General features: G+C 71.3%; 21 protein-coding genes. 8 read left to right on the top strand and 13 right to left on the bottom strand.

Going from position 1 to position 24,006, the window contains the following annotated elements; translation table 11 throughout:
- Window positions 1-15 precede the first annotated feature (15 nt).
- The 5 genes from tkt to pgl are packed head-to-tail and all read left to right on the top strand — an operon-like array spanning window position 16 to window position 6,656.
- On the top strand, window positions 16-2,103 hold the full coding sequence (tkt, locus tag ACE4Q9_RS25335; protein ID WP_397986536.1) for a transketolase: 2,088 nt from the start codon (window positions 16-18) through the stop codon (window positions 2,101-2,103).
- A gap of 33 nt (window positions 2,104-2,136) precedes the next feature.
- Window positions 2,137-3,255 carry a transaldolase gene (gene tal, locus ACE4Q9_RS25330; protein WP_397986535.1) on the top strand — a complete coding sequence of 373 codons (1,119 nt, stop codon included), beginning with the start codon at window positions 2,137-2,139 and terminating at the stop codon, window positions 3,253-3,255.
- A 1-nt stretch (window position 3,256) separates the two neighbouring features.
- Window positions 3,257-4,795, top strand: coding sequence for a glucose-6-phosphate dehydrogenase (zwf, locus tag ACE4Q9_RS25325; RefSeq protein WP_397986534.1), 1,539 nt, complete (start codon window positions 3,257-3,259; stop codon window positions 4,793-4,795).
- On the top strand, window positions 4,792-5,877 hold the full coding sequence (gene opcA / locus ACE4Q9_RS25320) for a glucose-6-phosphate dehydrogenase assembly protein OpcA (RefSeq protein ID WP_397986533.1): 1,086 nt from the start codon (window positions 4,792-4,794) through the stop codon (window positions 5,875-5,877). The genes zwf and opcA overlap by 4 nt, the downstream gene beginning before the upstream one ends.
- Window positions 5,874-6,656, top strand: coding sequence for a 6-phosphogluconolactonase (pgl, locus tag ACE4Q9_RS25315; RefSeq protein WP_397986532.1), 783 nt, complete (start codon window positions 5,874-5,876; stop codon window positions 6,654-6,656). The genes opcA and pgl overlap by 4 nt, the downstream gene beginning before the upstream one ends.
- Window positions 6,657-6,729: 73 nt before the next feature.
- Here the strand turns inward: pgl and ACE4Q9_RS25310 are convergent, their stop codons facing one another.
- From ACE4Q9_RS25310 to uvrC, 12 genes are all read right to left on the bottom strand, one after another.
- Complete coding sequence (locus ACE4Q9_RS25310; protein WP_397986531.1) at window positions 6,730-7,431, bottom strand: hypothetical protein; 702 nt, start codon at window positions 7,429-7,431, stop codon at window positions 6,730-6,732.
- A 169-nt stretch (window positions 7,432-7,600) separates the two neighbouring features.
- The gene (gene pgi / locus ACE4Q9_RS25305; RefSeq protein ID WP_397986530.1) at window positions 7,601-9,253 is read right to left on the bottom strand and encodes a glucose-6-phosphate isomerase; all 1,653 of its coding nucleotides are present in this window, start codon (window positions 9,251-9,253) and stop codon (window positions 7,601-7,603) included.
- Window positions 9,254-9,305: 52 nt separating this feature from the next.
- Window positions 9,306-9,644, bottom strand: a complete 339-nt coding sequence (locus ACE4Q9_RS25300) for a hypothetical protein (RefSeq protein ID WP_397986529.1) — start codon at window positions 9,642-9,644, stop codon at window positions 9,306-9,308.
- A gap of 154 nt (window positions 9,645-9,798) precedes the next feature.
- Complete coding sequence (locus tag ACE4Q9_RS25295) at window positions 9,799-10,134, bottom strand: RNA polymerase-binding protein RbpA (RefSeq protein ID WP_003957010.1); 336 nt, start codon at window positions 10,132-10,134, stop codon at window positions 9,799-9,801.
- 210 nt (window positions 10,135-10,344) lie between these two features.
- A complete protein-coding gene (gene secG / locus ACE4Q9_RS25290; protein ID WP_397987321.1) occupies window positions 10,345-10,575 on the bottom strand; it encodes a preprotein translocase subunit SecG in 231 nt (76 codons plus the stop codon).
- A 125-nt stretch (window positions 10,576-10,700) separates the two neighbouring features.
- Window positions 10,701-11,477, bottom strand: a complete 777-nt coding sequence (gene tpiA / locus ACE4Q9_RS25285) for a triose-phosphate isomerase (RefSeq protein ID WP_397986528.1) — start codon at window positions 11,475-11,477, stop codon at window positions 10,701-10,703.
- A gap of 6 nt (window positions 11,478-11,483) precedes the next feature.
- Entirely contained in the window at window positions 11,484-12,695 is a 1,212-nt protein-coding gene (locus ACE4Q9_RS25280) for a phosphoglycerate kinase (protein WP_397986527.1), read from the bottom strand.
- 146 nt (window positions 12,696-12,841) lie between these two features.
- The gene (gene gap, locus ACE4Q9_RS25275) at window positions 12,842-13,849 is read right to left on the bottom strand and encodes a type I glyceraldehyde-3-phosphate dehydrogenase (protein WP_145491580.1); all 1,008 of its coding nucleotides are present in this window, start codon (window positions 13,847-13,849) and stop codon (window positions 12,842-12,844) included.
- Between the two features lie 520 nt (window positions 13,850-14,369).
- A complete protein-coding gene (whiA, locus tag ACE4Q9_RS25270) occupies window positions 14,370-15,359 on the bottom strand; it encodes a DNA-binding protein WhiA (RefSeq protein ID WP_145491577.1) in 990 nt (329 codons plus the stop codon).
- Window positions 15,350-16,441, bottom strand: a complete 1,092-nt coding sequence (gene yvcK / locus ACE4Q9_RS25265) for a uridine diphosphate-N-acetylglucosamine-binding protein YvcK (RefSeq protein WP_397986526.1) — start codon at window positions 16,439-16,441, stop codon at window positions 15,350-15,352. The genes whiA and yvcK overlap by 10 nt, the downstream gene beginning before the upstream one ends.
- A complete protein-coding gene (rapZ, locus tag ACE4Q9_RS25260; RefSeq protein WP_397986525.1) occupies window positions 16,438-17,466 on the bottom strand; it encodes an RNase adapter RapZ in 1,029 nt (342 codons plus the stop codon). The genes yvcK and rapZ overlap by 4 nt, the downstream gene beginning before the upstream one ends.
- Window positions 17,463-19,889 carry an excinuclease ABC subunit UvrC gene (gene uvrC / locus ACE4Q9_RS25255; RefSeq protein ID WP_397986524.1) on the bottom strand — a complete coding sequence of 809 codons (2,427 nt, stop codon included), beginning with the start codon at window positions 19,887-19,889 and terminating at the stop codon, window positions 17,463-17,465. Before uvrC ends, rapZ begins: the two co-directional genes overlap by 4 nt.
- Before the next feature lie 345 nt (window positions 19,890-20,234).
- Between uvrC and ACE4Q9_RS25250 the strand changes: the two genes are divergently transcribed.
- A complete protein-coding gene (locus tag ACE4Q9_RS25250) occupies window positions 20,235-21,185 on the top strand; it encodes a hypothetical protein (RefSeq protein WP_397986523.1) in 951 nt (316 codons plus the stop codon).
- Window positions 21,186-21,245: 60 nt separating this feature from the next.
- On the opposite strand, the gene ACE4Q9_RS25245 is transcribed toward ACE4Q9_RS25250, so the two are convergent.
- Window positions 21,246-21,671, bottom strand: coding sequence for a Rieske (2Fe-2S) protein (locus ACE4Q9_RS25245; protein ID WP_397986522.1), 426 nt, complete (start codon window positions 21,669-21,671; stop codon window positions 21,246-21,248).
- 231 nt (window positions 21,672-21,902) lie between these two features.
- Between ACE4Q9_RS25245 and ACE4Q9_RS25240 the strand changes: the two genes are divergently transcribed.
- Both ACE4Q9_RS25240 and ACE4Q9_RS25235 read left to right on the top strand, forming a co-directional pair.
- Complete coding sequence (locus tag ACE4Q9_RS25240; RefSeq protein ID WP_397986521.1) at window positions 21,903-23,039, top strand: LacI family DNA-binding transcriptional regulator; 1,137 nt, start codon at window positions 21,903-21,905, stop codon at window positions 23,037-23,039.
- Entirely contained in the window at window positions 23,036-23,947 is a 912-nt protein-coding gene (locus tag ACE4Q9_RS25235) for a carbohydrate kinase (RefSeq protein ID WP_397986520.1), read from the top strand. The genes ACE4Q9_RS25240 and ACE4Q9_RS25235 overlap by 4 nt, the downstream gene beginning before the upstream one ends.
- The last annotated feature ends 59 nt before the right edge of the window (window positions 23,948-24,006 follow it).

Raw genomic sequence — 24,006 nt, 5'->3', positions numbered from 1 at the left:
GAGCCCTGACCCAGGGTGAGCACCAAGCCGACCACCACAGACCTTGAGTGGACCGACCTGGACCAGCGGGCCGTGGACACCGCCCGAGTCCTGGCCGCCGACGCCGTACAGAAGGTCGGCAACGGCCATCCCGGTACGGCGATGAGCCTGGCCCCCGCCGCCTACACCCTCTTCCAGAAGGTGATGCGGCACGACCCGGCCGACCCGGAGTGGGTGGGGCGCGACCGCTTCGTGCTGTCCGCCGGCCACTCCTCCCTGACCCTCTACACCCAGCTCTACCTGGCCGGCTTCGGCCTGGAGCTGGCGGACCTGGAGTCCTTCCGCACCTGGGGCTCGAAGACTCCGGGCCACCCGGAGTACGGGCACACCAAGGGCGTCGAGACCACCACGGGCCCGCTGGGCCAGGGTGTGGCCAACGCGGTGGGCATGGCGATGGCCGCCCGCTACGAGCGCGGTCTGTTCGACCCGGAGGCCCCTCAGGGCGAGTCGCCGTTCGACCACTTCATCTACTGCATCGCCGGTGACGGCTGCCTCCAGGAGGGCATCTCCGCCGAGGCGTCCTCGCTGGCCGGCCACCAGAAGCTCGGCAACCTGATCCTGCTGTGGGACGACAACCACATCTCGATCGAGGGCGACACCGAGACGGCCGTCTCCGAGGACACCGTCAAGCGCTACGAGGCCTACGGCTGGCATGTGCAGCGCGTGGAGCCGAAGGCGGACGGCGACCTGGACCCGGCGGCGATCTTCGCCGCGATCCAGGAGGCCAAGCAGGTCACCGACCGGCCCTCCTTCATCGCGATGCGCTCGATCATCGCCTGGCCCGCCCCGAACGCCCAGAACACCGAGGCCGCGCACGGCTCGGCGCTCGGCGCGGACGAGGTCGCGGCCACCAAGCGCGTCCTCGGCTTCGACCCCGAGAAGTCCTTCGCCGTCGAGGACGACGTGATCGCGCACACCCGCAAGGCCCTGGAGCGCGGCGCCCGCGCGAAGGCCGAGTGGGAGAAGGCGCTCCAGGTGTGGCGGGACGACAACCCCGAGCGCGCCGCCGAGTTCGACCGCATCGCCAAGGGCGAGCTGCCCACCGGCTGGGAGGAGAAGATCCCGGTCTTCGAGCCCGGCAAGTCGGTCGCCACGCGTGCCGCCTCCGGCAAGGTGCTCCAGGCGCTCGGCCCGGTGATCCCGGAGCTGTGGGGTGGCTCCGCCGACCTCGCCGGCTCGAACAACACCACGATCGACAAGGCCAGCTCCTTCCTGCCCGAGGGCAACCCGCTGCCGGAGGCCGACCCGTACGGCCGTACGATCCACTTCGGCATCCGCGAGCACTCCATGGGCGCCGAGCTCAACGGCATCACGCTGCACGGCAACACCCGTGTCTACGGCGGCACCTTCCTCGTCTTCTCCGACTACATGCGCAACGCCGTGCGCCTGTCGGCCCTGATGCACCTGCCGGTGACGTACGTGTGGACGCACGACTCCATCGGTCTCGGCGAGGACGGCCCCACCCACCAGCCGGTCGAGCACCTGGCCTCGCTGCGCGCCATTCCGGGCCTGAACATCGTGCGCCCGGCGGACGCCAACGAGACCGCGATCGCCTGGCGCGAGGTCCTCAAGCGCTACACCAAGGAGTACGGCAAGGGCCAGCCGCACGGCTTCGCGCTGACCCGCCAGGGCGTGCCGACGTACGAGCCCAACGAGGACGCGGCGAAGGGCGGTTACGTCCTGTTCGAGGCGGAGGGCGGCGAGCCCGAGGTCATCCTGATCGCCACCGGTTCCGAGGTGCACGTGGCCGTCGAGGCGCGTGAGCGGCTCCAGGCCGACGGCGTTCCGACGCGGGTCGTGTCCATGCCGTCGGTCGAGTGGTTCGAGCAGCAGGAGCAGGGGTACCGGGACTCCGTGCTGCCGCCGTCCGTGAAGGCCCGTGTCGCCGTGGAGGCGGGGATCGGGCTGACCTGGCACAAGTATGTCGGGGACGCCGGCCGCATCGTTTCGCTGGAGCACTTCGGTGCGTCCGCCGACGCCAAGGTCCTCTTCCAGGAGTTCGGCTTCACCGCGGAGAACGTGGCCGCGAAGGCCCGGGAATCCATCGCCGCCGCCCAGCGCTGACGCCCGTATACGACACGTAGGAGATGTAATTCCATGACAGACGCACTCAAGCGCCTTTCCGACGAAGGCGTCGCGGTCTGGCTGGACGACCTGTCGCGCAAGCGGATCACGTCCGGCAACCTCGCCGAGCTGATCGACCAGCAGCACGTCGTGGGCGTCACCACGAACCCGACGATCTTCCAGAAGGCGATCTCGCAGGGCGACGGCTACGACCAGCAGGTCTCCGACCTCGCCGCCCGCAAGGTCTCCGTCGAAGAGGCCATCCGCATGATCACCACGGCGGACGTCCGCGACGCCGCCGACATCCTGCGCCCGGTCTTCGACGCCACGGACGGCCAGGACGGCCGGGTCTCCATCGAGGTGGACCCCCGTCTCGCGCACAACACCAAGGCGACCGTCGCCGAGGCCAAGCAGCTGGCCTGGCTGGTGGACCGCCCCAACACCCTGATCAAGATCCCGGCCACCCAGGCGGGTCTGCAGGCGATCACCGAGGTCATCGGCCTGGGCATCAGCGTCAACGTCACGCTGATCTTCTCCCTGGAGCGCTACCGCCTGGTCATGGACGCGTACCTCTCCGGCCTGGAGAAGGCCAGGGAGCGCGGCCTGGACCTGTCGAAGATCCGCTCGGTGGCGTCCTTCTTCGTGTCCCGGGTGGACACCGAGATCGACCGCCGCATCGACGAGATGGGCACCGACGAGGCCAAGGCGCTGCGCGGCAAGGCCGGCGTGGCCAACGCGCGCCTCGCCTACCAGGCGTACGAGGAGGTCTTCTCCTCCGACCGCTGGAACGCGCTGGAGAACGCGGGCGCCCACAAGCAGCGTCCGCTGTGGGCCTCCACGGGTGTGAAGGACCCGGCGTACAAGGACACCATGTACGTCGAGGAACTGGTCGCGCCGAACACGGTCAACACCATGCCGGAGGCCACCCTGGAGGCCACCGACGACCACGGCGAGATCCGCGGCGACGCGATCACCGGCACCTACGCCGAGGCCCGCGCCGACCTGGACGCGCTGGAGAAGATCGGCATCTCGTACGACGAGGTCGTACAGGTGCTGGAGGACGAGGGCGTCGACAAGTTCGAGACGTCCTGGAACGACCTGCTGAAGTCCACCCAGGCGGAGCTCGAGCGCCTCGCTCCTTCGGAGGGCTGACTTGTCACCCGTTTCGGGATCCGGAGCGAACCCGCTCCGTGACCCGGCCGACCGACGGCTCCCGCGCATCGCGGGGCCGTCGGGTCTGGTCATCTTCGGGGTCACGGGCGACCTGTCGCGCAAGAAGCTGATGCCCGCGGTGTACGACCTCGCCAACCGGGGTCTGCTGCCGCCGGGCTTCTCGCTGGTGGGCTTCGCCCGCCGCGAGTGGGCGAACGAGGACTTCGCGCAGGAGGTCCACGACGCCGTCAAGGCGCACGCCCGTACACCGTTCCGCGAGGAGGTCTGGCAGCAGCTCATCCAGGGGATGCGCTTCGTGCAGGGCACCTTCGACGACGACGAGGCGTTCGAGCGGCTGCGCTCCACCATCGAGGAGCTGGACAAGGCGCAGGGTACGGGCGGCAACTTCGCCTTCTACCTGTCGGTGCCGCCGCGCTCCTTCCCGGTGGTCATCCAGCAGCTGAAGAAGCACGGACTGGCCGACCAGTCCGGCGGTTCCTGGCGGCGCGCGGTCATCGAGAAGCCGTTCGGGCACGATCTGAAGTCGGCCGAGGAACTGAACGCCATCGTGCACGAGGTGTTCGCCCCGGACCAGGTCTTCCGGATCGACCACTACCTCGGCAAGGAGACCGTCCAGAACATCCTGGCGCTGCGCTTCGCCAACACGATGTTCGAGCCGATCTGGAACCGGTCCTTCGTGGACCATGTGCAGATCACCATGGCCGAGGACATCGGCATCGGCGGCCGGGCCGGCTACTACGACGGCATCGGCGCCGCCCGTGACGTCATCCAGAACCACCTGCTCCAGCTGCTCGCGCTGACCGCGATGGAGGAGCCCGCCTCCTTCGACGCGCAGGCGCTGGCCGCGGAGAAGACCAAGGTGCTCGGCGCCGTACGGCTGCCGAAGGACCTGGGCAAGGGCACCGTGCGCGGACAGTACGCGGCGGGCTGGCAGGGCGGCGAGAAGGTCATCGGCTACCTCGAAGAGGACGGCATCGACCCGAAGTCGAAGACCGACACGTACGCGGCGATCAAGGTGGGCATCGACAACCGGCGCTGGGCGGGCGTCCCGTTCTATCTGCGTACCGGCAAGCGGCTCGGCCGCCGGGTGACGGAGATCGCCGTCGTCTTCCAGCGGGCCCCGCACTCCCCCTTCGACCACACGGCGACGGAGGAGCTGGGACAGAACGCGATCGTCATCCGTGTCCAGCCCGACGAGGGCATCACGGTCCGCTTCGGTTCCAAGGTGCCGGGCACGTCGATGGAGATCCGGGACGTGTCCATGGACTTCGCCTACGGCGAGTCGTTCACGGAGTCCAGCCCGGAGGCGTACGAGCGGCTCATCCTGGACGTGCTGCTCGGCGACGCCAACCTCTTCCCGCGCACGGAGGAGGTCGAGCTGTCCTGGAAGATCCTCGACCCGATCGAGCAGTACTGGGACAAGCACGGCAGGCCCGCGCAGTACCAGTCGGGCACCTGGGGCCCCGCCGAGGCGGACGAGATGCTCGCACGAGACGGACGGAGCTGGCGCAGGCCATGAAGATAGACCTGACCGACACCACCGCCGGCGAGATCAACAAGGCGCTCGTGCGGGGGCGCCGGGCCATCGGCACCCCCGCCGTCGGCATGGTCCTGACCCTCGTCATCGTCACCGACGAGGAGAACGCGTACGACGCGCTGAAGGCCGCCGACGACGCCTCGCTGGAGCATCCCTCGCGCACGCTGGTCGTCATCAAGCGGATCTCCCGCACCCCGCGCGACCGCACCGCCTCGCGCCTCGACGCCGAGGTGCGGGTGGGCGCGGACGCGGGCACCGGCGAGACGGTCATGCTGCGGCTGTACGGCGAGGTGTCCCAGCACGCCGACTCGGTCGTGCTGCCGCTGCTGCTGCCGGACGCCCCGGTGGTCGTGTGGTGGCCGGTGAACGCCCCGCTGGACCCGGCCAAGGACCCGCTCGGCGCGCTGGCGCAGCGCAGGGTCACCGACACCTACGCCGCCGAGGAGCCGGTACGGGAACTCGCGGCCCGCGCCGACGCCTACACCCCCGGCGACACCGATCTGTCCTGGACCCGGATCACGCCCTGGCGCTCGATGCTTGCGGCCGCCCTGGACCAGGTCACCTGCGAGGTGCGGGCGGTCGAGGTGGAGGGCGAGGAGTTCAATCCGAGCTGCGAGTTGCTGGCGATGTGGCTCGCGGACCGGCTGAACGTGCCGGTACGGCGCTCCCCGTCCGCGGGACCCGGCCTGACCGGCGTCCGCATGGAGACCACCTGCGGCCCGATCACCCTGGACCGCGCGGACGGCTCGCTGGCCACGCTCTCCATCAAGGGCCAGCCGGGACGTGCGGTGGCGCTCAAGCGGCGCGACACCGCCGAGCTGATCGCGGAGGAGCTGCGCCGGCTGGACCCGGACGACACCTACGCGTCGGCGCTGCGGTACGGGGTGGACCGGCTGCACACGGTTCCGGAGCAGGGGGCCGACGAGGCGCCCGCCGGGACTGCCGGCGAGGGAGCCGGGGTCGCCGAGCCGGCGCCCGTCGAGGAGGCGGCCAAGGCGCCCGCGAAGAAGGCGGCGTCCAGGACCGCGAAGAAGGCACCCTCCAGGAAGGCGACGGCGAAGTGAGCACCCCCCAGCTGGTCGTCCACCGCGACAAGGAACTGATGGCCCAGGCCGCCGCGGCCCGCCTGATCACGAAGATCGTGGACGCGCAGGCCTCCCGTGGCACCGCGTCCGTGGTCCTCGCCGGCGGCCGCAACGGCAACGGCCTGCTGGCCGCCCTGGCCGCGGCCCCGGCACGGGACGCCATCGACTGGACCCGTCTCGACCTGTGGTGGGGCGACGAGCGGTATCTGCCCGAGGGCGATCCGGAGCGCAATGTCACCCAGGCACGCGCGGCCCTGCTGGACTCCGTCCCGCTGGACCCGGCGCGGGTGCACGCCATGCCCGCCTCCGACGGGCCGTACGGCACGGACGTCGAGGCGGCGGCCGAGGCGTACGCGGCGGAGCTGGCGAAGGCGGCCGGGCCGGAGAACCACGGCTCGGTGCCCACCTTCGACGTGCTGATGCTGGGCGTCGGCCCGGACACCCATGTGGCTTCGCTCTTTCCGGAGCTGCCGGCCGTCCGGGAGACCGAGCGGGCGGTGGTGGGCGTGCACGGCGCGCCCAAGCCGCCGCCGACCCGGATCTCGCTCACCCTGCCCGCGATCCGCTCGGCCCGTGAGGTCTGGCTGCTCGCGGCGGGCGAGGACAAGGCGGAGGCGGCGGCCATCGCCCTGTCCGGCGCGGGCGAGATCCAGGCCCCGGCCGCGGGCGCCCGCGGCCGGGCCCGCACCCTGTGGCTGCTGGACTCGGCCGCGGCCTCCCAGCTGCCGCGCTCGCTGTATCCGCCGGCGTCCCCGTGACGCCCGGCGGCAGCTAGCCGAAGGAGAGGTGACGGCGGGGGCCGACGGCCCCCGCCGTCACCCGTAGCCGGGCTCAGCGGCCGTACGCGTACCGGGGGGCGTACGGTGTCCGGCCGTGGTGCAGTGACGGATGGTCCGTCAGACGTATGCCGAACCTCCGCTTCAGTACGGCCAGTTCGTACAGCGCGATACCGGTGACCGTCACCGGGGCGCCGAGGATGAACACGATGCCGAGGGTGAGCCCGAGGCCGTGCAGATCGCCGGTGAACAGGTCGGGCAGGGCCATCAGCCAGGTGGTGACGATGGCGAGCAGGGGCGGCAGAGCGCGGTGCACGGCCGCCGTCCCGAAGAAGTTCCCGGTGACCCGCAGGGCCCCGGCGCCGACGAACCAGACCAGCCATATGGACAGCAGGCCCGGCAGCAACATCACCGTCGAGCTGAGCGCACTTTGATTCTGGATCAGCAGCAGGGTCGCGACGGCCGAGGCCACGAAGATGAGCAGCAGTCCCAGGGCCCGCAGCAGCGCCGGACGCAGGGCGCGCAGCGGGCCGCCCTTCCGCCAGATCCACAGCATCACCCCGACCGTCAGCGGGGCGATCACCAGCAGGACACCGCAGGCGACCAGCAGGTTCTCCAGCATCTCCCGGACCGCGAAGTGGTGTTCCACGAAGGTGTAGACGCCGACGGCGGCGACCGTGCCCGCGGCCACCCGGAACCGCTTGAGCTGTTCGACGTCCGGGTCGAGCGGCTCCGGTATCCAGGCGGGGTGGAACACCGCCCGTGCCGCATGATGGGCCTTCAGATAATTGCGGTCACGCCGGTCGCCCGGCGCTCGGTACCCCCGTGCCACTGCCGCTCCCCCACGTAGTGTCGTTCATGATCATCGGGAGTGTACGGGACACCGGACGGCGCACCGCCCGATGTCCCGCGCTCCCCGCCGCCGGTCAGCTACGGCCGCGCAGCTCCCGGTATGTGGCGACCAGCGCCTTGGTCGAGGGGTCGAGGCCGGGCACCTCCGCGCCTTCGGTGAGGGCGGGTTCGACGCGCTTGGCGAGGACCTTGCCCAGCTCCACGCCCCACTGGTCGAAGGAGTCGATGTCCCACACCGCGCCCTGCACGAACACCTTGTGCTCGTACAGCGCGATCAGCTGGCCCAGCACGGACGGGGTGAGTGCCCTCGCCAGGATGGTGGTGGTGGGCCGGTTGCCCTGGAAGGTCTTGTGCGGCACCAGTTCCTCGGGCACGCCCTCCGCGCGGACCTCCTCGGCACTCTTGCCGAAGGCCAGCGCCTGGGTCTGGGCGAAGAAGTTGGCCATCAACAGGTCGTGCTGCGCCTTGAGTTCACCGCTCAGCTCGGCCACCGGCTCGGCGAAGCCGATGAAGTCGGCGGGGATGAGCTTGGTGCCCTGGTGGATCAACTGGTAGTACGCGTGCTGCCCGTTGGTGCCCGGCGTGCCCCAGACCACGGGACCCGTCTGCCACTCCACCCGGCGTCCGTGCCGGTCCACCGACTTGCCGTTGGACTCCATGTCGAGCTGCTGGAGGTAGGCGGTGAACTTGGACAGGTAGTGGCTGTACGGCAGTACGGCGTGCGACTGGGCGTCGTGGAAGTTGCCGTACCAGATGCCCAGCAGGCCCAGCAGCAGCGGGGCGTTGGCCTCGGCGGGCGCGGTGCGGAAGTGCTCGTCCATCAGCCGGAAGCCGTCCAGCATCTCCCGGAACCGGTCCGGGCCGATGGCGATCATCAGGGAGAGGCCGATCGCGGAGTCGTACGAGTAGCGGCCGCCGACCCAGTCCCAGAACTCGAACATGTTGTCGGGGTCGATGCCGAACTCGGTCACCTTCTCCGCGTTGGTGGACAGCGCCACGAAGTGCCGGGCGACCGCGGCGTCGTCGCCGAGCGCGGTCAGCAGCCAGGTGCGCGCGGAGGTGGCGTTGGTGATCGTCTCGATGGTGGTGAAGGTCTTGGAGGCGATGATGAACAGCGTTTCGGCCGGGTCCAGGTCGCGGGTGGCCTCGTGCAGGTCGGCGCCGTCCACGTTCGACACGAAGCGGACGGTCAGGTCCCGGTCGGCGAAGCTGCGCAGCGCCTCGTACGCCATCGCGGGCCCGAGGTCGGAGCCGCCGATACCGATGTTGACGACATTGCGAATGCGCTTGCCGGTGTGCCCGGTCCAGGCGCCCGAGCGCACCCGCTCCGCGAAGTCGCTCATCTTGTCGAGGACGGCGTGCACCTTGGGCACCACGTTCTCGCCGTCCACCTCGATCACCGCGTCCCGCGGCGCGCGCAGCGCGGTGTGCAGCACCGCCCGGTCCTCCGTGACGTTGATCTTCTCGCCGCGGAACATGGCGTCCCGCAGCCCGAACACGTCCCTCGCCGCGGCCAGCTCGCGCAGCAGCCGCAGCGTCTCGCCGGTGATCAGGTGCTTGCCGTAGTCGATGTGGAGGTCGCCGACCCGCAGCGTGTACCCGGTGCCGCGGTCGGGGTCGGCGGCGAACAGCTCCCTCAGATGGGTGCCGGCCAGCTCCTCCTTGTGCTTGGCGAGAGCGGTCCACTCGGGCGTCTGGTTGAGCCTGGTACGGCCGTCTGCGTTCATTTCCGACTTCCGCCTTCTTTCGTGACTGTCCCAGAGGTTCCAACCTAATTGATCACCTGGGGACGCGGGCCGCCACGGCGCCGTCCTCGGGCGCGGCAACGGGTGCGTCCGTTCCGCCGACGGGTATCAGCGCTCGGACGGAGCGGGCGGCACCCGGAGTGCGGGAGGCGGAGCCGGCCCGGCCGGAGGGGCCGCGCTGCCGCATCGGGGTGGTGCCGGTGGCACTCCACTGGGGCAGGCCGGGCGCGGAGCCCGTGACGAGGAGCGCCGCGGTCCGCGCCGTACCGGCGCGCAGGACAGCACGCAGGGCGGCGACCAGGGCGGGCAGCAGCGCGGTGGCGGGCACGGCGGCGTGCCACCGCCGTCCGGAAGTCCCGCGCCACGCGGGCACCCTCGACTCCCCCGCCGTCACCGTCGTCACAACTCCCCCTCGCTCTCGTCGCCTTCACAAGAACCGTAGAGGGTGCCACTGACAATCGGTCGGACGCGGGCGGCGGATACGGCTCCGGCCGGACACCCGAGGGTGCCCGGCCGGGCCTCAACGTCTAGATCTCGCCGCGCAGTTTGGCGAGTGCCTCGGCGAGGATCGCCTCGCCGTCCGCGTCGCTGCGCCGCTCCCGTACATACGCGAGGTGCGTCTTGTACGGCTCGGTGCGCGGCGGGTCCGGCGGGTTGTCCCGGTCCTGTCCGGCCGGAAAGCCACAGCGCGGGCAGTCCCAGGTGTCGGGGACCTGTGCGTCGCTGGCGAAGCTCGGCTGGGTCTCGTGCCCGTTGGAGCACCAGAAGGAGATGCGCAGCCGCGGTGCGGACTCGCCGCGCTCGGCCTCGCCCATCGGCCCCGCCCCGACCCGGCTTCCCCGGATCGCGTTGCCACTTGCCACGGTCGTAACTCCCTGCGTGATGGTGCCGCGAAGCGAGTCGGCGTACCGCTTCGCTGCGAGCGCCTCAGTCTACGTAAGGCCCAACGCGCGTCCAGTGATGGGAGTTACCGCCCCCGCACCCAGACGCAAGCCCCATGATAGGCCGCGCTCGGGAGCGCGTGCCGGACATGGGGCTCAACGTACGGAATGTGTGTGCCTGGAAGGCCGGGATCAGCTGTTCGTCTTCATCAGGATGCCGAGGACCACGATGCACGCGAGCCACAGCACGCCGACCACGACGGTGATCCGGTCGAGGTTGCGCTCGGCGACCGAGGAGCCGCCGACGGAGGACTGCATGCCGCCACCGAACATGTCGGAGAGGCCGCCGCCCTTTCCCTTGTGCATCAGCACCAGCAGCATCAGCAGCAGGCTGAAGACGATCAGGGCGATCGAGAACCCCAAAACCACGGCTGGACCAACTTCCTCGGATTCGGATGGACGACGGGGGCACAGCACCTGGGCCGTGCCCCCGCAAGAGTACGACGTATCGCGGCTACCGCCTACTCACGGGCAGCCTCGCCGCCCCGTCACTGATCGCGGAAACGCACGATCTTGACGAACTCGTCGGTGTCCAGCGAGGCGCCGCCGACCAGGGCGCCGTCGATGTCGGCCTTGGCCATGATCTCGGCGACATTGCCCGACTTCACGGAGCCGCCGTACTGGATGCGGACCTTGTCGGCCACCTCCTGGGTGTACAGCTCGGCGACCTTGGCGCGGATGGCGGCGCAGACCTCCTGTGCGTCGTCGGCGCCGCAGACCTTGCCGGTGCCGATGGCCCACACGGGCTCGTAGGCGATCACGATCGTCTCGGCCTGCTCGGCCGGGAGGTCCTTCAGGCCGCCCTCGACCTGGGCGAGGGTGTGGTTGACGTGGTTGCCCGCCTCGCGGACGTCCAGCTCCTCGCCGACGCACAGGATCGGGGTCAGGCCGTGCTTGTAGGCGGCCTTGACCTTGGCGTTGACGATGTCGTCGGTCTCGTTGTGGTACTGGCGGCGCTCGGAGTGGCCGATGACCACGTAGGTGCACTTCAGCTTGGCCAGCATCGGGCCGGAGATCTCGCCGGTGTAGGCACCGGAGTCGTGCTGCGAGATGTCCTGGGCGCCGTACTTGATCTTGAGCTTGTCGCCGTCGACCAGGGTCTGTACGGAGCGCAGGTCGGTGAAGGGCGGCAGGACGGCGACCTCGACGGCCTCGTAGTCCTTGTCGGCCAGGGCGAAGGCGAGCTTCTGGACGTGGGCGATGGCCTCGAGGTGGTTGAGGTTCATCTTCCAGTTGCCCGCCATCAGCGGCGTGCGGGTGGTCATACGGGGTCAGTCCTCCAGTGCGGCGAGACCGGGAAGCGTCTTGCCCTCGAGGTATTCGAGGGAGGCGCCGCCGCCGGTCGAGATGTGGCCGAATGCGTTCTCGTCGAAGCCGAGCGTGCGCACGGCCGCGGCGGAGTCACCGCCGCCGACGACGGTGAAACCGTTCGAGTCTACGAGTGCCTGGGCGACCGCCTTGGTGCCCTCGGCGTAGTCGGGGTGCTCGAAGACGCCCATGGGACCGTTCCAGAACACGGTCTCGGCGTCGGCGAGCTTCGACGCGTACAGCGCCCGCGTCTTCGGGCCGATGTCCAGGCCCTCCTGGTCGGCGGGGATCTTGTCCGCGTCGACGGTGTCGTACTGGCTCGGCGCCTTGGTCTTCAGGTCCGGGAACTCGCGGGAGATCAGGACGTCGACCGGGAGCAGCAGCTCCACACCGAGCTTCTCGGCGCGCTCCATGTACTCGGTGACGGCCGGGATCTGGTCCTCCTGGAGGAGGGAGATGCCGACCTCGTAGCCCTTGGCCTTGAGGAAGGTGTAGGCCATGCCGCCGCCGATGAGCAGCCGGTCGGCCTTGCCGAGCAGCTGGTCGATGACGGCGAGCTTGTCGGAGACCTTGGCGCCGCCGAGCGCGACCACGTAGGGGCGCTTGACGTCCTCGGTGAGCTTCTTCAGGACGCCGACCTCGGTGGCGATGAGGTAGCCGGCGTAGTGCGGCAGCCGGGCCGGGAGGTCGTACACGGAGGCGTGCTTGCGGTGCACGGCGCCGAAGCCGTCGCCGACGTAGACATCGGCGAGGGCGGCCAGCCGGTCCGCGAACTCGCCGCGCTCGGCGTCGTCCTTGGCGGTCTCGCCGGGGTTGAAACGCAGGTTCTCGACGACGGCGACCTGGCCGGGCTGAAGGCCGTCGACGGCGTCGTGGGCGGCGGGGCCGACCGTGTCCTGGGCGAAGGCGACCGGGGCGCCGAGCAGTTCACCGAGGCGCTCTGCGGCGGGCAGCAGCGAGAAGGCGGGGTCCGGGGCGCCCTTGGGGCGGCCCAGGTGCGAGGCGACGATCACCTTGGCGCCCGCGTCCGCGAGGGCCTTGACGGTGGGCAGCACGGCGCGGATGCGGCCGTCGTCGGTGATCGTCCCGTCGGCCAGCGGCACGTTGAGGTCGGCGCGGACGAAGACCCGCTTGCCGCTTACGCCGTCGGCGAGAAGTTCGTCGATCGTCTTCATTGAGTGGACTCCTGAGGAGGGCTCGTGGTGCACCTTGATCGTATGAGGACGTGCTCCATGCGCGAGACAGGGCCCGGTCAGCGCGACGGTGCGCTGGCCGAGCCCTGCTCTCATGTCACGGTCGTGCTGCTGCGGTCTTCGGCGCTTCAGAGCTGGTTGCCGACGAAGACCGTGAGGTCCACGAGGCGGTTGGAGTAGCCCCACTCGTTGTCGTACCAGCCGATGACCTTCACGTTCTTGCCCTCCTGGACCATGGTCAGGGAGGAGTCGAAGGTGCAGGACGCCGGGGCGTTGACGATGTCCGAGGAGACGATCGGGTCCTCGGTGTAGTCGAGGAGGCCCTTCAGCTCGCCTTCGGCGGCCTTCTGGAAGGCGGCGTTGACCTCTTCCTTGGTGACCTCGCGGCTGAGCTCGACCACCAGGTCGGTGACGGAGCCGGTGGGGACCGGGACGCGCATGGCGAGGCCGTCCAGCTTGCCCTTGAGCTGCGGCAGGACCAGGGCGGTGGCCTTGGCGGCACCGGTGGTGGTCGGGATGATGTTCTCGGCGGCGGCGCGGGCGCGGCGCAGGTCCTTGTGCGGGAAGTCCAGGATGCGCTGGTCGTTGGTGTACGCGTGCACCGTGGTCATCAGACCCTTGACGATGCCGAAGTTCTCGTCCAGGACCTTCGCCATCGGGGCCACACAGTTGGTGGTGCAGGACGCGTTCGAGATGACGTGGTGGTTGGCCGCGTCGTACTTGTCCTGGTTGACGCCCATCACGATGGTGATGTCCTCGTCCTTGGCCGGAGCCGAGATGAGGACCTTCTTGGCGCCGCCGGCCAGGTGCTTGGCGGCGTCCTCGCGCTTGGTGAAGATGCCGGTCGACTCGATGACGATGTCGACGCCCAGCTCGCCCCACGGGATGTCGGCCGGGTTGCGCTCGGACAGCACCTTGATGGTGTGGCCGTCGACGGTGATCGTGTCGGCGGTGTGGGAGACCTCCTGCTTGAGGCGGCCCAGGATCGTGTCGTACTTGAGCAGGTGGGCCGTGGTGGCCGTGTCACCCAGGTCGTTGACAGCCACAACCTCGATGTCCGCACCCTGCTCCAGCAGTGCGCGGAAGTAGTTACGGCCGATGCGGCCGAAGCCGTTGATGCCTACGCGGATCGTCACGAACCGATCTCCTCGTTGGTACGCCGACCACGCGAGCCGGCGAGCTCTGTTTGGGATGTCCCCGACCACCACCGACCCTACCTCTCTGAGGGCCCCTCGGTGACATCGAGATGGCGCATACATGGGCAGGCGTTTCGTACCTGGCAGTAGAGGTACGGACCCTCTCGGATCGGCAGTCGATTCACCCGTTTTTGCTACCGAATGTCGCCCCTTATTGACGTCGATGTCACTCGTTCGTGAGCGGGTCGGCTCACCTGTTCACTACCCCGGATCCGCACCGTTGATGAGGCTTCCGCTCACCTGTGGTATGCCCTCCTCCGACGCACCGCGGGAGGGCATACGAAAGCCGGTGCCGAACCCCTCGGACGAGGGTCGGCACCGGCGTGTCGGTGTGTCGGCTGCGGCGTGCGGCGTGCGGCGTGCGGCGTGCGGCGTGCGGCGTGCGGCGTGCGGCGTGCGGCGTGCGGCGTGCGGCGTGCGGCGTGCGGCGTGCGGCGTGCGGCGTGCGGCGTGCGGCGGCTCAGCCGACCAGGTTGTCCGCAAGCTCCTCCGACAGGTTCGCCTCCGTGCCCGGAATGCCCAGGTCCGAGGCGCGCTTGTCGGCCATGGCCAGCAGCCGGCGGATCCGGCCCGCGACGGCGTCCTTCGTCAGCGGCGGGTCGGCGAGCGCGCCCAGCTCCTCCAGCGAGGCCTGCTTGTGCTCCATGCGCAGCCGCCCGGCCGCCGCGAGGTGCTCGGGCACCTCCTCGCCGAGGATCTCCAGCGCGCGCTGCACCCGCGCCCCCGCGGCCACCGCCGCGCGGGCCGAGCGCCGCAGGTTCGCGTCGTCGAAGTTGGCGAGCCGGTTGGCCGTGGCCCGCACCTCGCGGCGCATCCGGCGCTCCTCCCAGGCCAGCACCGACTCGTGCGCGCCGAGCCGGGTCAACAGGGCGCCGATCGCGTCACCGTCCCGGACGACCACACGGTCCACCCCGCGCACCTCCCGCGCCTTGGCGGCGATCGACAGCCGGCGGGCGGCGCCGACCAGCGCGAGGGCGGCCTCGGGGCCCGGGCAGGTCACCTCCAGGGAGGAGGAACGGCCGGGCTCGGTCAGCGAGCCGTGCGCGAGGAACGCCCCGCGCCAGGCCGCCTCCGCGTCGCAGGTGGCCCCCGAGACCACCTGCGGGGGCAGTCCGCGGATCGGCCGGCCGCGGCCGTCGACCAGGCCGGTCTGCCGGGCGAGCTGGTCCCCGCCCGCGACGACCCGGACGACGTAGCGCGAGCCGCGGCGCAGTCCGCCGGGCGCCATCACGATCAGCTCCGAGCTGTGCCCGAAGATCTCCAGGATGTCCCGTTTGAGGCGGCGGGCCGCCATCGCCGTGTCCAGCTCCGCCTCGATCACGATGCGCCCGCTCACCAGATGCAGGCCGCCGGCGAACCGCAGAATGGCGGAGACCTCCGCCTTCCTGCAGCAGGTCCGGGTGACGGGGAGCCGGGAGATCTCGTCCTTCACCGCTGCCGTCATCGCCATGGGCCGATCCTTCCATGCATCCGAAAAATACGGTCGTACGCGGCGGCCAACAGCTCCGGGTCGTGCCGGGGTGTTCCGTCGGTCCGGGCCACCGGGGCCAGCTCGACCGCGGCTCCCAGCCGCTTGGCGGCCTCGGTGAGCGAGTCGCGGTCGGGCACGGCGGCCTCGTCGGCCAGCACCACGTCCAGGGCGAGTTTAGGGGCGTGTCGCCCCAAAACCTCCAAATGACGCTGCGGGGAGAAGCCGTCGGTTTCGCCCGGCTGCGGCGCGAGGTTCAGCGAGAGGACCTTGCGGGCCTTCGTCTCGGTCAGGGCGTCCAGCAGTTCGGGCACCAGCAGATGCGGGATCACCGAGGAGAACCAGGAGCCGGGGCCGAGCACCACCCAGTCGGCGTCCAGGACCGCCGCGAGAGCCTCCGGGACGGCCGGCGGGTCGTTCGGCACCAGATGCACGGACTGCACCTCGCCGGGCGTCAGCGCCACGGTCGCCTGCCCGCGCACGGTGTCCACGGCCTCCGGTTGCTCCGGATCGTGCCCCTTGACCAGGGCCTGGAGCTCCAGCGGCACTGCGGACATGGGCAGCACCCGTCCGTGCGCGCCGAGCAGCTTGCCGACCAGGTCCAGCGCCTGGACGTGGTCGCCGAGCTGCTCCCACAGGGCGACGATCAGCAGATTGCCCACCGCGTGGTCGTGCAGGTCGCCCTGGGACTGGAAGCGGTGCTGGATGACGCGGGACCAGGTCTGGCCCCAGTCGTCGTCCCCGCACAGCGCGGCCAGCGCCTTGCGCAGATCGCCGGGCGGCAGCACGCCCAGCTCGTCCCGCAGCCGTCCGCTGGAGCCGCCGTCGTCGGCCACGGTGACGACAGCGGTGAGATCGCCGGTGATCCGGCGCAGCGCGGTGAGCGAGGCGGACAGGCCCATGCCGCCGCCGAGCGCGACGACCTTGGGCTGTGCGCCCCTGCGGCGGGGGCGGCCCCCGCGCGCCTCGGCCGGGCGGCCGGCGCGGGTCTCGCCCGCGCGGCCGGAGCGCGCCTCGGGCACCATCCGGCGCAGCCGGCCCAGCCGCGGTGTACGTTCCGTCATTCCCGTCCCATGTCCCGGTGTACGACCACCGTTTCCACACCCTCGGCCGCGAGGCGCGCGGCGAGTTTCTCCGACATCGCGACCGAGCGGTGCTTGCCCCCGGTACAGCCGATCGCGATGGTCACATAGCGCTTGCCCTCACGGCGGTAGCCGGCCGCGATCAGCCGCAGCAGCTCGGCGTAGCGGTCCAGGAACTCCTTGGCGCCGGGCTGGTTGAAGACATAGGCGGCGACCTCCTCGTTGAGACCCGTGAAGGGGCGCAGCTCCGGGACCCAGTGCGGGTTGGGCAGGAACCGCATGTCCGCGACGAGATCGGCGTCGACCGGGAGGCCGTACTTGAAGCCGAAGGACATCACGGTGGCCCGCAGCTCGGGCTCCTCTTCGCCGGCGAACTGGGCGTCCATCTTGGCGCGCAGTTCGTGCACGTTGAGGCTGGAGGTGTCGATCACCAGGTCGGCGTCGCCGCGCAGTTCGCGCAGCAGCTCGCGCTCGGCGGCGATGCCGTCCACGATGCGGCCGTCGCCCTGGAGCGGGTGCGGGCGGCGCACCGACTCGAAGCGGCGCACCAGGGCCTCGTCCGAGGACTCCAGGAAGACGATCCGCCGGGTGACGTGCTTGGCCTCCAGGTCCGCCAGGGACTCGCGCAGATTGTCGAAGAAGCGCCGGCCGCGGACGTCCACCACCACCGCGATCCGCGCCACGTTCCCCTGGGAGCGGGCGCCCAGTTCGACCATGGTCGGGATGAGGGCCGGCGGCAGGTTGTCCACGACGAACCAGCCGAGGTCCTCCAGACACTTCGCGGCCGTCGAGCGGCCCGCTCCGGACATGCCGGAGATGATCACCAGCTCCGGGATCGCCGCTTCGGGGACCCCGGCTGCCTCGCCGCCCGTACTCACCTGTGCTCCGTTGTCATCGCCCGTGTCCGGGCCGGTCTCCTGGCCGGCGGGCCGCGGGGCGGTTTCCTCGCCCGGATCCGCGTGGGCCTGATCTCGGCGCTGTGCGGGCTGTGCGTCGTGCTCGGTCATGTCTCCTGCCCCCGTCGTTCGTCCGGGGGGCCCGCGGTCACGGGCTCCCCCGAGGGACCCGCCGTCGTCTCGGGTTCCTCGTCTTCCATGATCTCTCCGGTCGCCGTGTTCACGGCGGGTGCGGCCGGGGCCGCCTGGGCGAGGGCCGCGGCGATGGTCTCGGCCGTCTTGCGGCCTATCCCGGGCACTTCCTGGATCTGTTCGATTGTGGCGGACCGCAGCCGCTTCACCGAGCCGAAATGCTTGATGAGCGCCTGTTTCCTGGTCTCGCCGAGGCCGGGGACGTCGTCCAGGGGGCCGGCGCGGAAGCGCTTGGCGCGCTTGGTGCGCTGGTAGGTGATCGCGAACCGGTGCGCCTCGTCCCGGACGCGCTGGAGCAGATACAGGCCCTCGCTGGTGCGGGGCAGCACCACGGGGTCGTCCTCGCCGGGCAGCCAGACCTCCTCCAGCCGCTTGGCCAGTCCACACACCGCGATGTCGTCGATCCCCAGTTCGTCCAGCGCCCGCCGGGCCGCCGCGACCTGCGGCTGACCACCGTCGACCACGACCAGTTGGGGCGGGTAGGCGAACTTCCGGGGCCGCCCGTCGTCGTCCTTGAGGGAGCCGTTGAGGGGGCCATCGAGGGGATCGTCGAGAGTGTCGGGCTCGGTGGTGGTGAGGGGGACGGATTCCGGGTCAGGCCGGGGGGGTTCCGGGGTGGCGGGCACGCCGGACGCCGGGGCGGCGGACAGGGGGGCGGCGGGGGCGGGGGCATCCGCGCCGGCGCGGGCGCCGGAATCCGGGGCGGCGGGAGTGCCGGAGTCCGTGCCGGCAGGGGGCGGCGCGGGCACGGTGTCGGTGGGCGCGGGACCGGCATCGGCAGGCGCGGGCCTCTCGTCCGTGAGCGGGGCCCCGGCGTTCCCGGGCGTGGCTTCCTCGTCCGCCCGTGGGGTCCCGGTCTGGGCAGGCGCGGCCCCCTCGCCCGTGAGCACGCTGCCGCCGTCGGTGCCCGGCTCCTCGCCGTCGGCCCACTCCCCCGTCCGCTCCTTCTCCGCGAGGTACCGCTTGAAGCGGCGGGTGATCACCTCGTGCATGGAGCGGACGTCGTCCTGGCCGGCGAAGCCCTTGATCTGGAAGCGGCGGTACTCGCCCTTGCGCTGGAGGCCGTCCTCGAACACGACCATGGAGGCGACCACGTCGTCCCCCTGGAGGTGCGAGATGTCGTAGCACTCGATGCGGAGCGGGGCGCTGTCCAGGTCGAGGGCGTCGGCGATCTCCTCTAGGGCGCGCGAACGGGTGGTGAGGTCGGAGGCGCGCTTGGTCTTGTGCAGCGCGAGCGCCTGCTGGGCGTTGCGCTGCACGGTCTCCATGAGCGCCTTCTTGTCGCCGCGCTGCGGGATGCGCAACGATACGTTCGACCCGCGGCGGCCGGTCAGCCACTCCTGGACCGGCTCGACCGGCTCGGGCAGCGCCGGGACCAGCACCTCCTTGGGCACGGCGTCGCCGGTCTCCTCGCCGTACAGCTGCTGGAGGGCGTGTTCGACCAGGGCGCCGGTGGTGATCTCCTCGACCTTGTCGGTCACCCAGCCGCGCTGGCCGCGCACCCGGCCGCCGCGCACATGGAAGATCTGCACGGCCGCTTCCAGTTCGTCCTCGGCGACCGCGATGAGGTCGGCGTCGGTCGCGTCGGCGAGCACGACCGCGCTCTTTTCCATGGCCTTCTTCAGGGCCCCGATGTCGTCGCGCAGCCGGGCGGCCCGCTCGTACTCCATGTCCTCGGCCGCCTCCATCATCTGCTTCTCCAGGCGGCGGAGGTAGGTGCCGGTGCGGCCGGCCATGAAGTCGCAGAACTCGTCGGCCAGGTCCCGGTGGTCCTCGGGGCTGATCCGGCCGACGCAGGGGGCGGAGCACTTGCCGATGTAGCCGAGCAGGCAGGGGCGGCCGGTGCGGGCGGCGTTCTTGAACACGCCTGCCGAGCAGGTGCGCACCGGGAAGACCCGCAGCAGCAGATCGACGGTGTCCCGGATGGCCCACGCGTGTCCGTACGGCCCGAAGTACCGCACGCCCTTCTTCTTGTGACCGCGCATCACCTGGACTCGCGGGAACTCCTCGTTCATCGTCACCGCGAGGTACGGGTAGCTCTTGTCGTCGCGGTACTTGACGTTGAACCGGGGGTCGAACTCCTTGATCCAGGAGTACTCCAGTTGCAGTGCCTCGACCTCGGTGGACACCACCGTCCACTCCACGGACGCGGCGGTGGTCACCATCGTCCGGGTGCGCGGGTGCAGGTTCGCCAGGTCCTGGAAGTAGTTCGCCAGGCGCTGGCGCAGGCTTTTCGCCTTTCCGACGTAGATCACCCGGCGGTGCTCGTCACGGAACCTGTACACCCCGGGGGTGTCCGGGATCTCACCCGGCCTGGGGCGGTAGCTGGAGGGATCGGCCATGTCTCACACCCTACTGGCGAGCACCGACACCGCGTCGGGCCTGTGGATAACCCCGGCCACGCGGCTCGTCCGGCGGCACCCGCGCGGACCCGCGGAGGTCCGGCCCGCCGGTGCCGGGCGGGCGGTGAGGGACGCGGTCCGGCCACTAGTACGGGGCGTACGACCTCAAGGTGTTGTCGGGTTCTGGTCAACACGCTTCAATGCGGGGGAACTCGGGGCCGGCACGCGCAGGAAGGGGCGCGGCGCGCGCAGCCAGGGGCGTCCACGGCGCCACGGGGGTGGCCCCGCACACCCGCGCGGACGGTCCGACCAGCCGTCGTGACACCGACAGAAAGGCCCCTCGGCATGCGGCATGCCCTAGAGCACGCTGACCTCCCCACCGGGGAACTGGACACGGCCCTGCGGGGCGGCCCCTTCCACGTGGCCCTGCGCGCCGCGATCGCCGCGCGCGGCCTGCCGCTCCAGCGCGTCCAGCACCACCTCTCGCGCCACGGCGTCAAAGTCGGTGTGACCAGCCTGAGTTACTGGCAGCAGGGCGCCCGCCGCCCGCAGCGCCCGGAGTCACTGCGGGCCGTCCGCGCCCTGGAGGAGATCCTCCAGCTGCCGGACGAGTCCCTGATCCGGCTGCTCGCCGAGTCCGGCCGGTGCGGCGAGGCCGAGGCCCCGGCGGGCCGCTCGTACCGCTCCCTGGTCGAGGCCGCGGGCGTACTGGACCGGCTACGGACCGAGCTGGACCGGCCGGCCGACAGCGGGCTGCACACCCTGGGCCATCACGAGTGCGTCCGGATCGGCGCCGGGCGCGAGCTGGCAGTGCGCGAGGCCCATCACATCGTGCGCGCGCACCGCGACGGCGTCGACCGCTTCCTGGTCGTCCACCAGGGCGACCCCGGCTGTGCTCCGCACGAGATGAGGGTGCGGGCCCTGGAGAACTGCCGCACGGGCCGCGTCCGCCGGGACCAGGACGCCGGTGTGCTGGTGGCCGAACTGCTCTTTGACACCCGGCTGCGCGCCGGCGACATCTTCCTCTTCCGGTACGCCGTCGAGGACGGCACCGCCGGTGCCGCTCACGAGTACCTGCACCGGTTCGACGCGCCCGGCGGCCAGTACGCGCTCCAGGTGCGCTTCGACCCGGCCGCGCTGCCCCTGCGCTGCCGGCGCTTCACGCAGTACTCTCCAAAGGTCCCGCGCAGCGCCCGGCAGGAACTCTTCGTAACGGGGCCACACCACTGCGTGCATGTGGTCGAGCCGCGCATCAGGCCGGGCATCGTGGGCATCGCCTGGGACTGGCCCCGGTGAACGGGGCCGCGCCGCCCGCCGGCCGGTCCGACCGCTGGAGCCGGCGGCGCGGGCGGGGGATCAGGCGGCCGGACCGGCGACGATCCTGCCGTTCTGCGTCTTCACCGACAGCTCCGTCAGCGGCTCGGTGGCGGGCGACTGGACCACCTTGCCGGTCACGGCGTCGAACTCGCTGCCGTGGCAGGGGCAGATCAGGGTCGTCCCCTGGAGCTTGTTGATCGGGCACCCGGCGTGCGTACAGACCGTGCTGTACGCCTTCAGCGTGCCGCTCTTGTCCCGGCTGACCACCACGTTGTGGTCCTTGTAGAGCTTGGCACCGCCCTTGGCGACCTCGCTCTCGGCACCGAGGTCGACCGGAGCGGTCGGGGTGGCGGCCGAGCCGTCGTTCCCCGGTGCGGAGCACGCGGCCAGGCCGAGCCCGGCGACCGGGACCACGGCGGCCCCTCGAAGGACGGTACGACGGCTCGCGGAAGGACGCGTGGGCATCTCGGACTCCACTGGTCAAGGGGTGTACACGGCGACGATACCGGGGTGCGGTTGTGCCCCCGTGGGCCGGGGTGGGGTGCGCGCGGACAGAGGAAGACAGGCCCGGGGAAGCGCGTCCCGTAGGACGAGAGCGGGCGCGTAAACGCTTGCGCAAGCGTTTACGCGGGGGCGGCCGGTGGGGTACCTTCCGGCCCGAGGGCGCCCGTCCGGCGGGCGGCGAGAGGGGGAACGATGGCCACCATGGCGGACGTCGCGCGGAGCGCCGGAGTCTCCGTGGCGACCGTCTCCCACGTCCTCAACGGCACGCGCCCGGTATCGCCCGGCACTCGCCGGGCCGTCCTGGACGCCGTGGACGAGCTCGGCTACACGCCCAATACCCTGGCCCGCTCCTTGGTGACCGCGCGCACCCGTTCCATCGGGCTCGCGGTGTCGGCGGTCAGCAATCCGTACTTCACCGAGATCCTCCAAGGCGTCGAGACCGCGGCCCTGGAGTCCGGCTACGGGCTGCTCCTGGCCGACCCGCACGACGACCCCCTTCATGAGCGCAAGGTCGCGCAGCTTCTCCACGAGCGCCGGGTGGACGGCATGATCGTCGCCCCGTCCGCGCGGCCGGGCGAGCTGGTCGACTACCTCGGCCGCCATGCCGTGCCGACCGTGTTCCTGGACCGGCTGATCGACCCGACCGGGCCTGGCGGCGCGCCGGACACCGCGGCCGCGGCCACCCCGTTCTTCGATCAGGTCTGTGCGGAAAGCGCCGCGCCGACGGCCCGCCTCGTCGCCCATCTCGCCGGGCTGGGGCATCGCCGGGTCGGTCTGATCGCCGGGTTGCCGGGGCTCAGCACGACCCGTGAGCGCATCACGGGCTACCTGGACGGCCTCGCCGCCGCGGGCCTGGCGTACGACGACCGCCTTGTGGTGTCCGGCAACTCCGAGTCCGCCGGTGCCGAGCGGGCCACCGCCGCTCTGCTCGCCCTCCCCGATCCGCCCACCGCGCTCGTCACCGCCAACAACGCGATGACCCTCGGCGCCCTGCGCGCCCTGCGGCGACGCGGTCGGTCCGTGCCCGGCGACATCGCCCTGTGCTGTTTCGACGACTTCCCCTGGGCCGACCTCTTCTCGCCCCGGCTCACCGCCGTCGCCCAGCCCAGCCGGGAGCTGGGCGCCCGCGCCGTACGGCTGCTCCTGGAACGCCTGGCCGAGCCGGACCGGCCGTCCCGCACCGTGCGGCTGCCCTGCGCGTTCGTGCACCGCGCCTCCTGCGGCTGCCCGGAGGAGCCCGAGCGGCCCGCGGCAGCCGCGCCGGCCGCGTCGTCCGTCCTGTCCGAAATCCCGCCCGAGCCCCCGTCCGAGAAGGGAACCGCCTCGTGATCGTCGTCGCCGGTGAGGCACTGATCGACCTGGTACCGCAGGGCCCCGGTGCCCTCGCGGCCCTGAAACCGGCGCCCGGAGGCGGCCCGTACAACACCGCCCTGGCCCTCGGCCGGCTCGGCTCCCCCACCGCCTTCTGCTCCCGTATGTCGTACGACGCCTTCGGCGAGGCGCTGCTCGACGGGCTGCGGCGGGCCGGCGTCGAGGTGTCGGGTGTCCAACGCGGGCCGGAGCCGACGACCCTCGCGGTGGCCACGATCGACGACGGCGGTTCGGCGTCGTACTCCTTCCATGTGGAGGGCACCGCCGACCGTCTCTTCACCGCGCCCGCCGCGCTCCCCGCGGGCACCCGCGCGGTGTCCTTCGGCACCCTGTCGCTCGTCCTGGAACCTGGGGCGAGCGCCTATGAGGAGCTGATGCGCGGGGCGGCCGGGCAGGGGCTGTTCACCGCGCTCGACCCGAACATCCGGGCGGGGCTGATCCCGGACGCGGATGCCTACCGGGCGCGTTTCGCGGGCTGGCTGCCCTCGGTGACGCTGCTGAAGGTGTCCGCGGAGGACGCGGCGTGGCTGGGCGGGTCACCGCGCGAGTGGCTGACCGAGGGACCGTCGGCCGTGGTGGTGACGCGGGGCGGCGAGGGTCTGACCGTGTACACGCGGGACGGCGGGGAGTGTTCCGTGCCCGGTGAGAAGGTCGATGTCGTGGACACCATCGGCGCCGGTGACACGGTGAACGCGGCGCTGCTGCATGGTCTGTCCGCCCTGGACGCGCTGTCACGGGAGGCGCTGGCCGCCCTCGGGACGGAGGGCTGGGCGCGGCTGCTGCGCTTCGCGGCGCGTGCGGCGGCGATCACCTGTTCACGGGCGGGGGCGGAGCCGCCGTACGCGGACGAGCTGGGTGATGTGTGAGCCGTCCGCTCGCTGTCTGCTCTTGTCAAGGAGCGGCCGCGGTTCATGCGGCTGGTGGT

It is taken from the genome of Streptomyces sp. AM6-12 (assembly GCF_044327085.1).
Classification (GTDB): Bacteria; Actinomycetota; Actinomycetes; order Streptomycetales; family Streptomycetaceae; genus Streptomyces.
This window is presented reverse-complemented; position numbering and strand designations above follow the sequence as displayed.

Excerpts from the sequence above, each read along its gene's own strand:
- tal (WP_397986535.1), top strand. The coding sequence starts at position 2,137 with ATGACAGACGCACTCAAGCGCCTTTCCGACGAAGGCGTCGCGGTCTGG.
- opcA (WP_397986533.1), top strand. The coding sequence starts at position 4,792 with ATGAAGATAGACCTGACCGACACCACCGCCGGCGAGATCAACAAGGCG.
- pgi (WP_397986530.1), bottom strand. The coding sequence starts at position 9,253 with ATGAACGCAGACGGCCGTACCAGGCTCAACCAGACGCCCGAGTGGACC.
- tpiA (WP_397986528.1), bottom strand. The coding sequence starts at position 11,477 with ATGACCACCCGCACGCCGCTGATGGCGGGCAACTGGAAGATGAACCTC.
- ACE4Q9_RS25280 (WP_397986527.1), bottom strand. The coding sequence starts at position 12,695 with ATGAAGACGATCGACGAACTTCTCGCCGACGGCGTAAGCGGCAAGCGG.
- whiA (WP_145491577.1), bottom strand. The coding sequence starts at position 15,359 with ATGGCGATGACGGCAGCGGTGAAGGACGAGATCTCCCGGCTCCCCGTC.
- yvcK (WP_397986526.1), bottom strand. The coding sequence starts at position 16,441 with ATGACGGAACGTACACCGCGGCTGGGCCGGCTGCGCCGGATGGTGCCC.
- rapZ (WP_397986525.1), bottom strand. The coding sequence starts at position 17,466 with ATGACCGAGCACGACGCACAGCCCGCACAGCGCCGAGATCAGGCCCAC.
- uvrC (WP_397986524.1), bottom strand. The coding sequence starts at position 19,889 with ATGGCCGATCCCTCCAGCTACCGCCCCAGGCCGGGTGAGATCCCGGAC.
- ACE4Q9_RS25250 (WP_397986523.1), top strand. The coding sequence starts at position 20,235 with ATGCGGCATGCCCTAGAGCACGCTGACCTCCCCACCGGGGAACTGGAC.
- ACE4Q9_RS25245 (WP_397986522.1), bottom strand. The coding sequence starts at position 21,671 with ATGCCCACGCGTCCTTCCGCGAGCCGTCGTACCGTCCTTCGAGGGGCC.
- ACE4Q9_RS25240 (WP_397986521.1), top strand. The coding sequence starts at position 21,903 with ATGGCCACCATGGCGGACGTCGCGCGGAGCGCCGGAGTCTCCGTGGCG.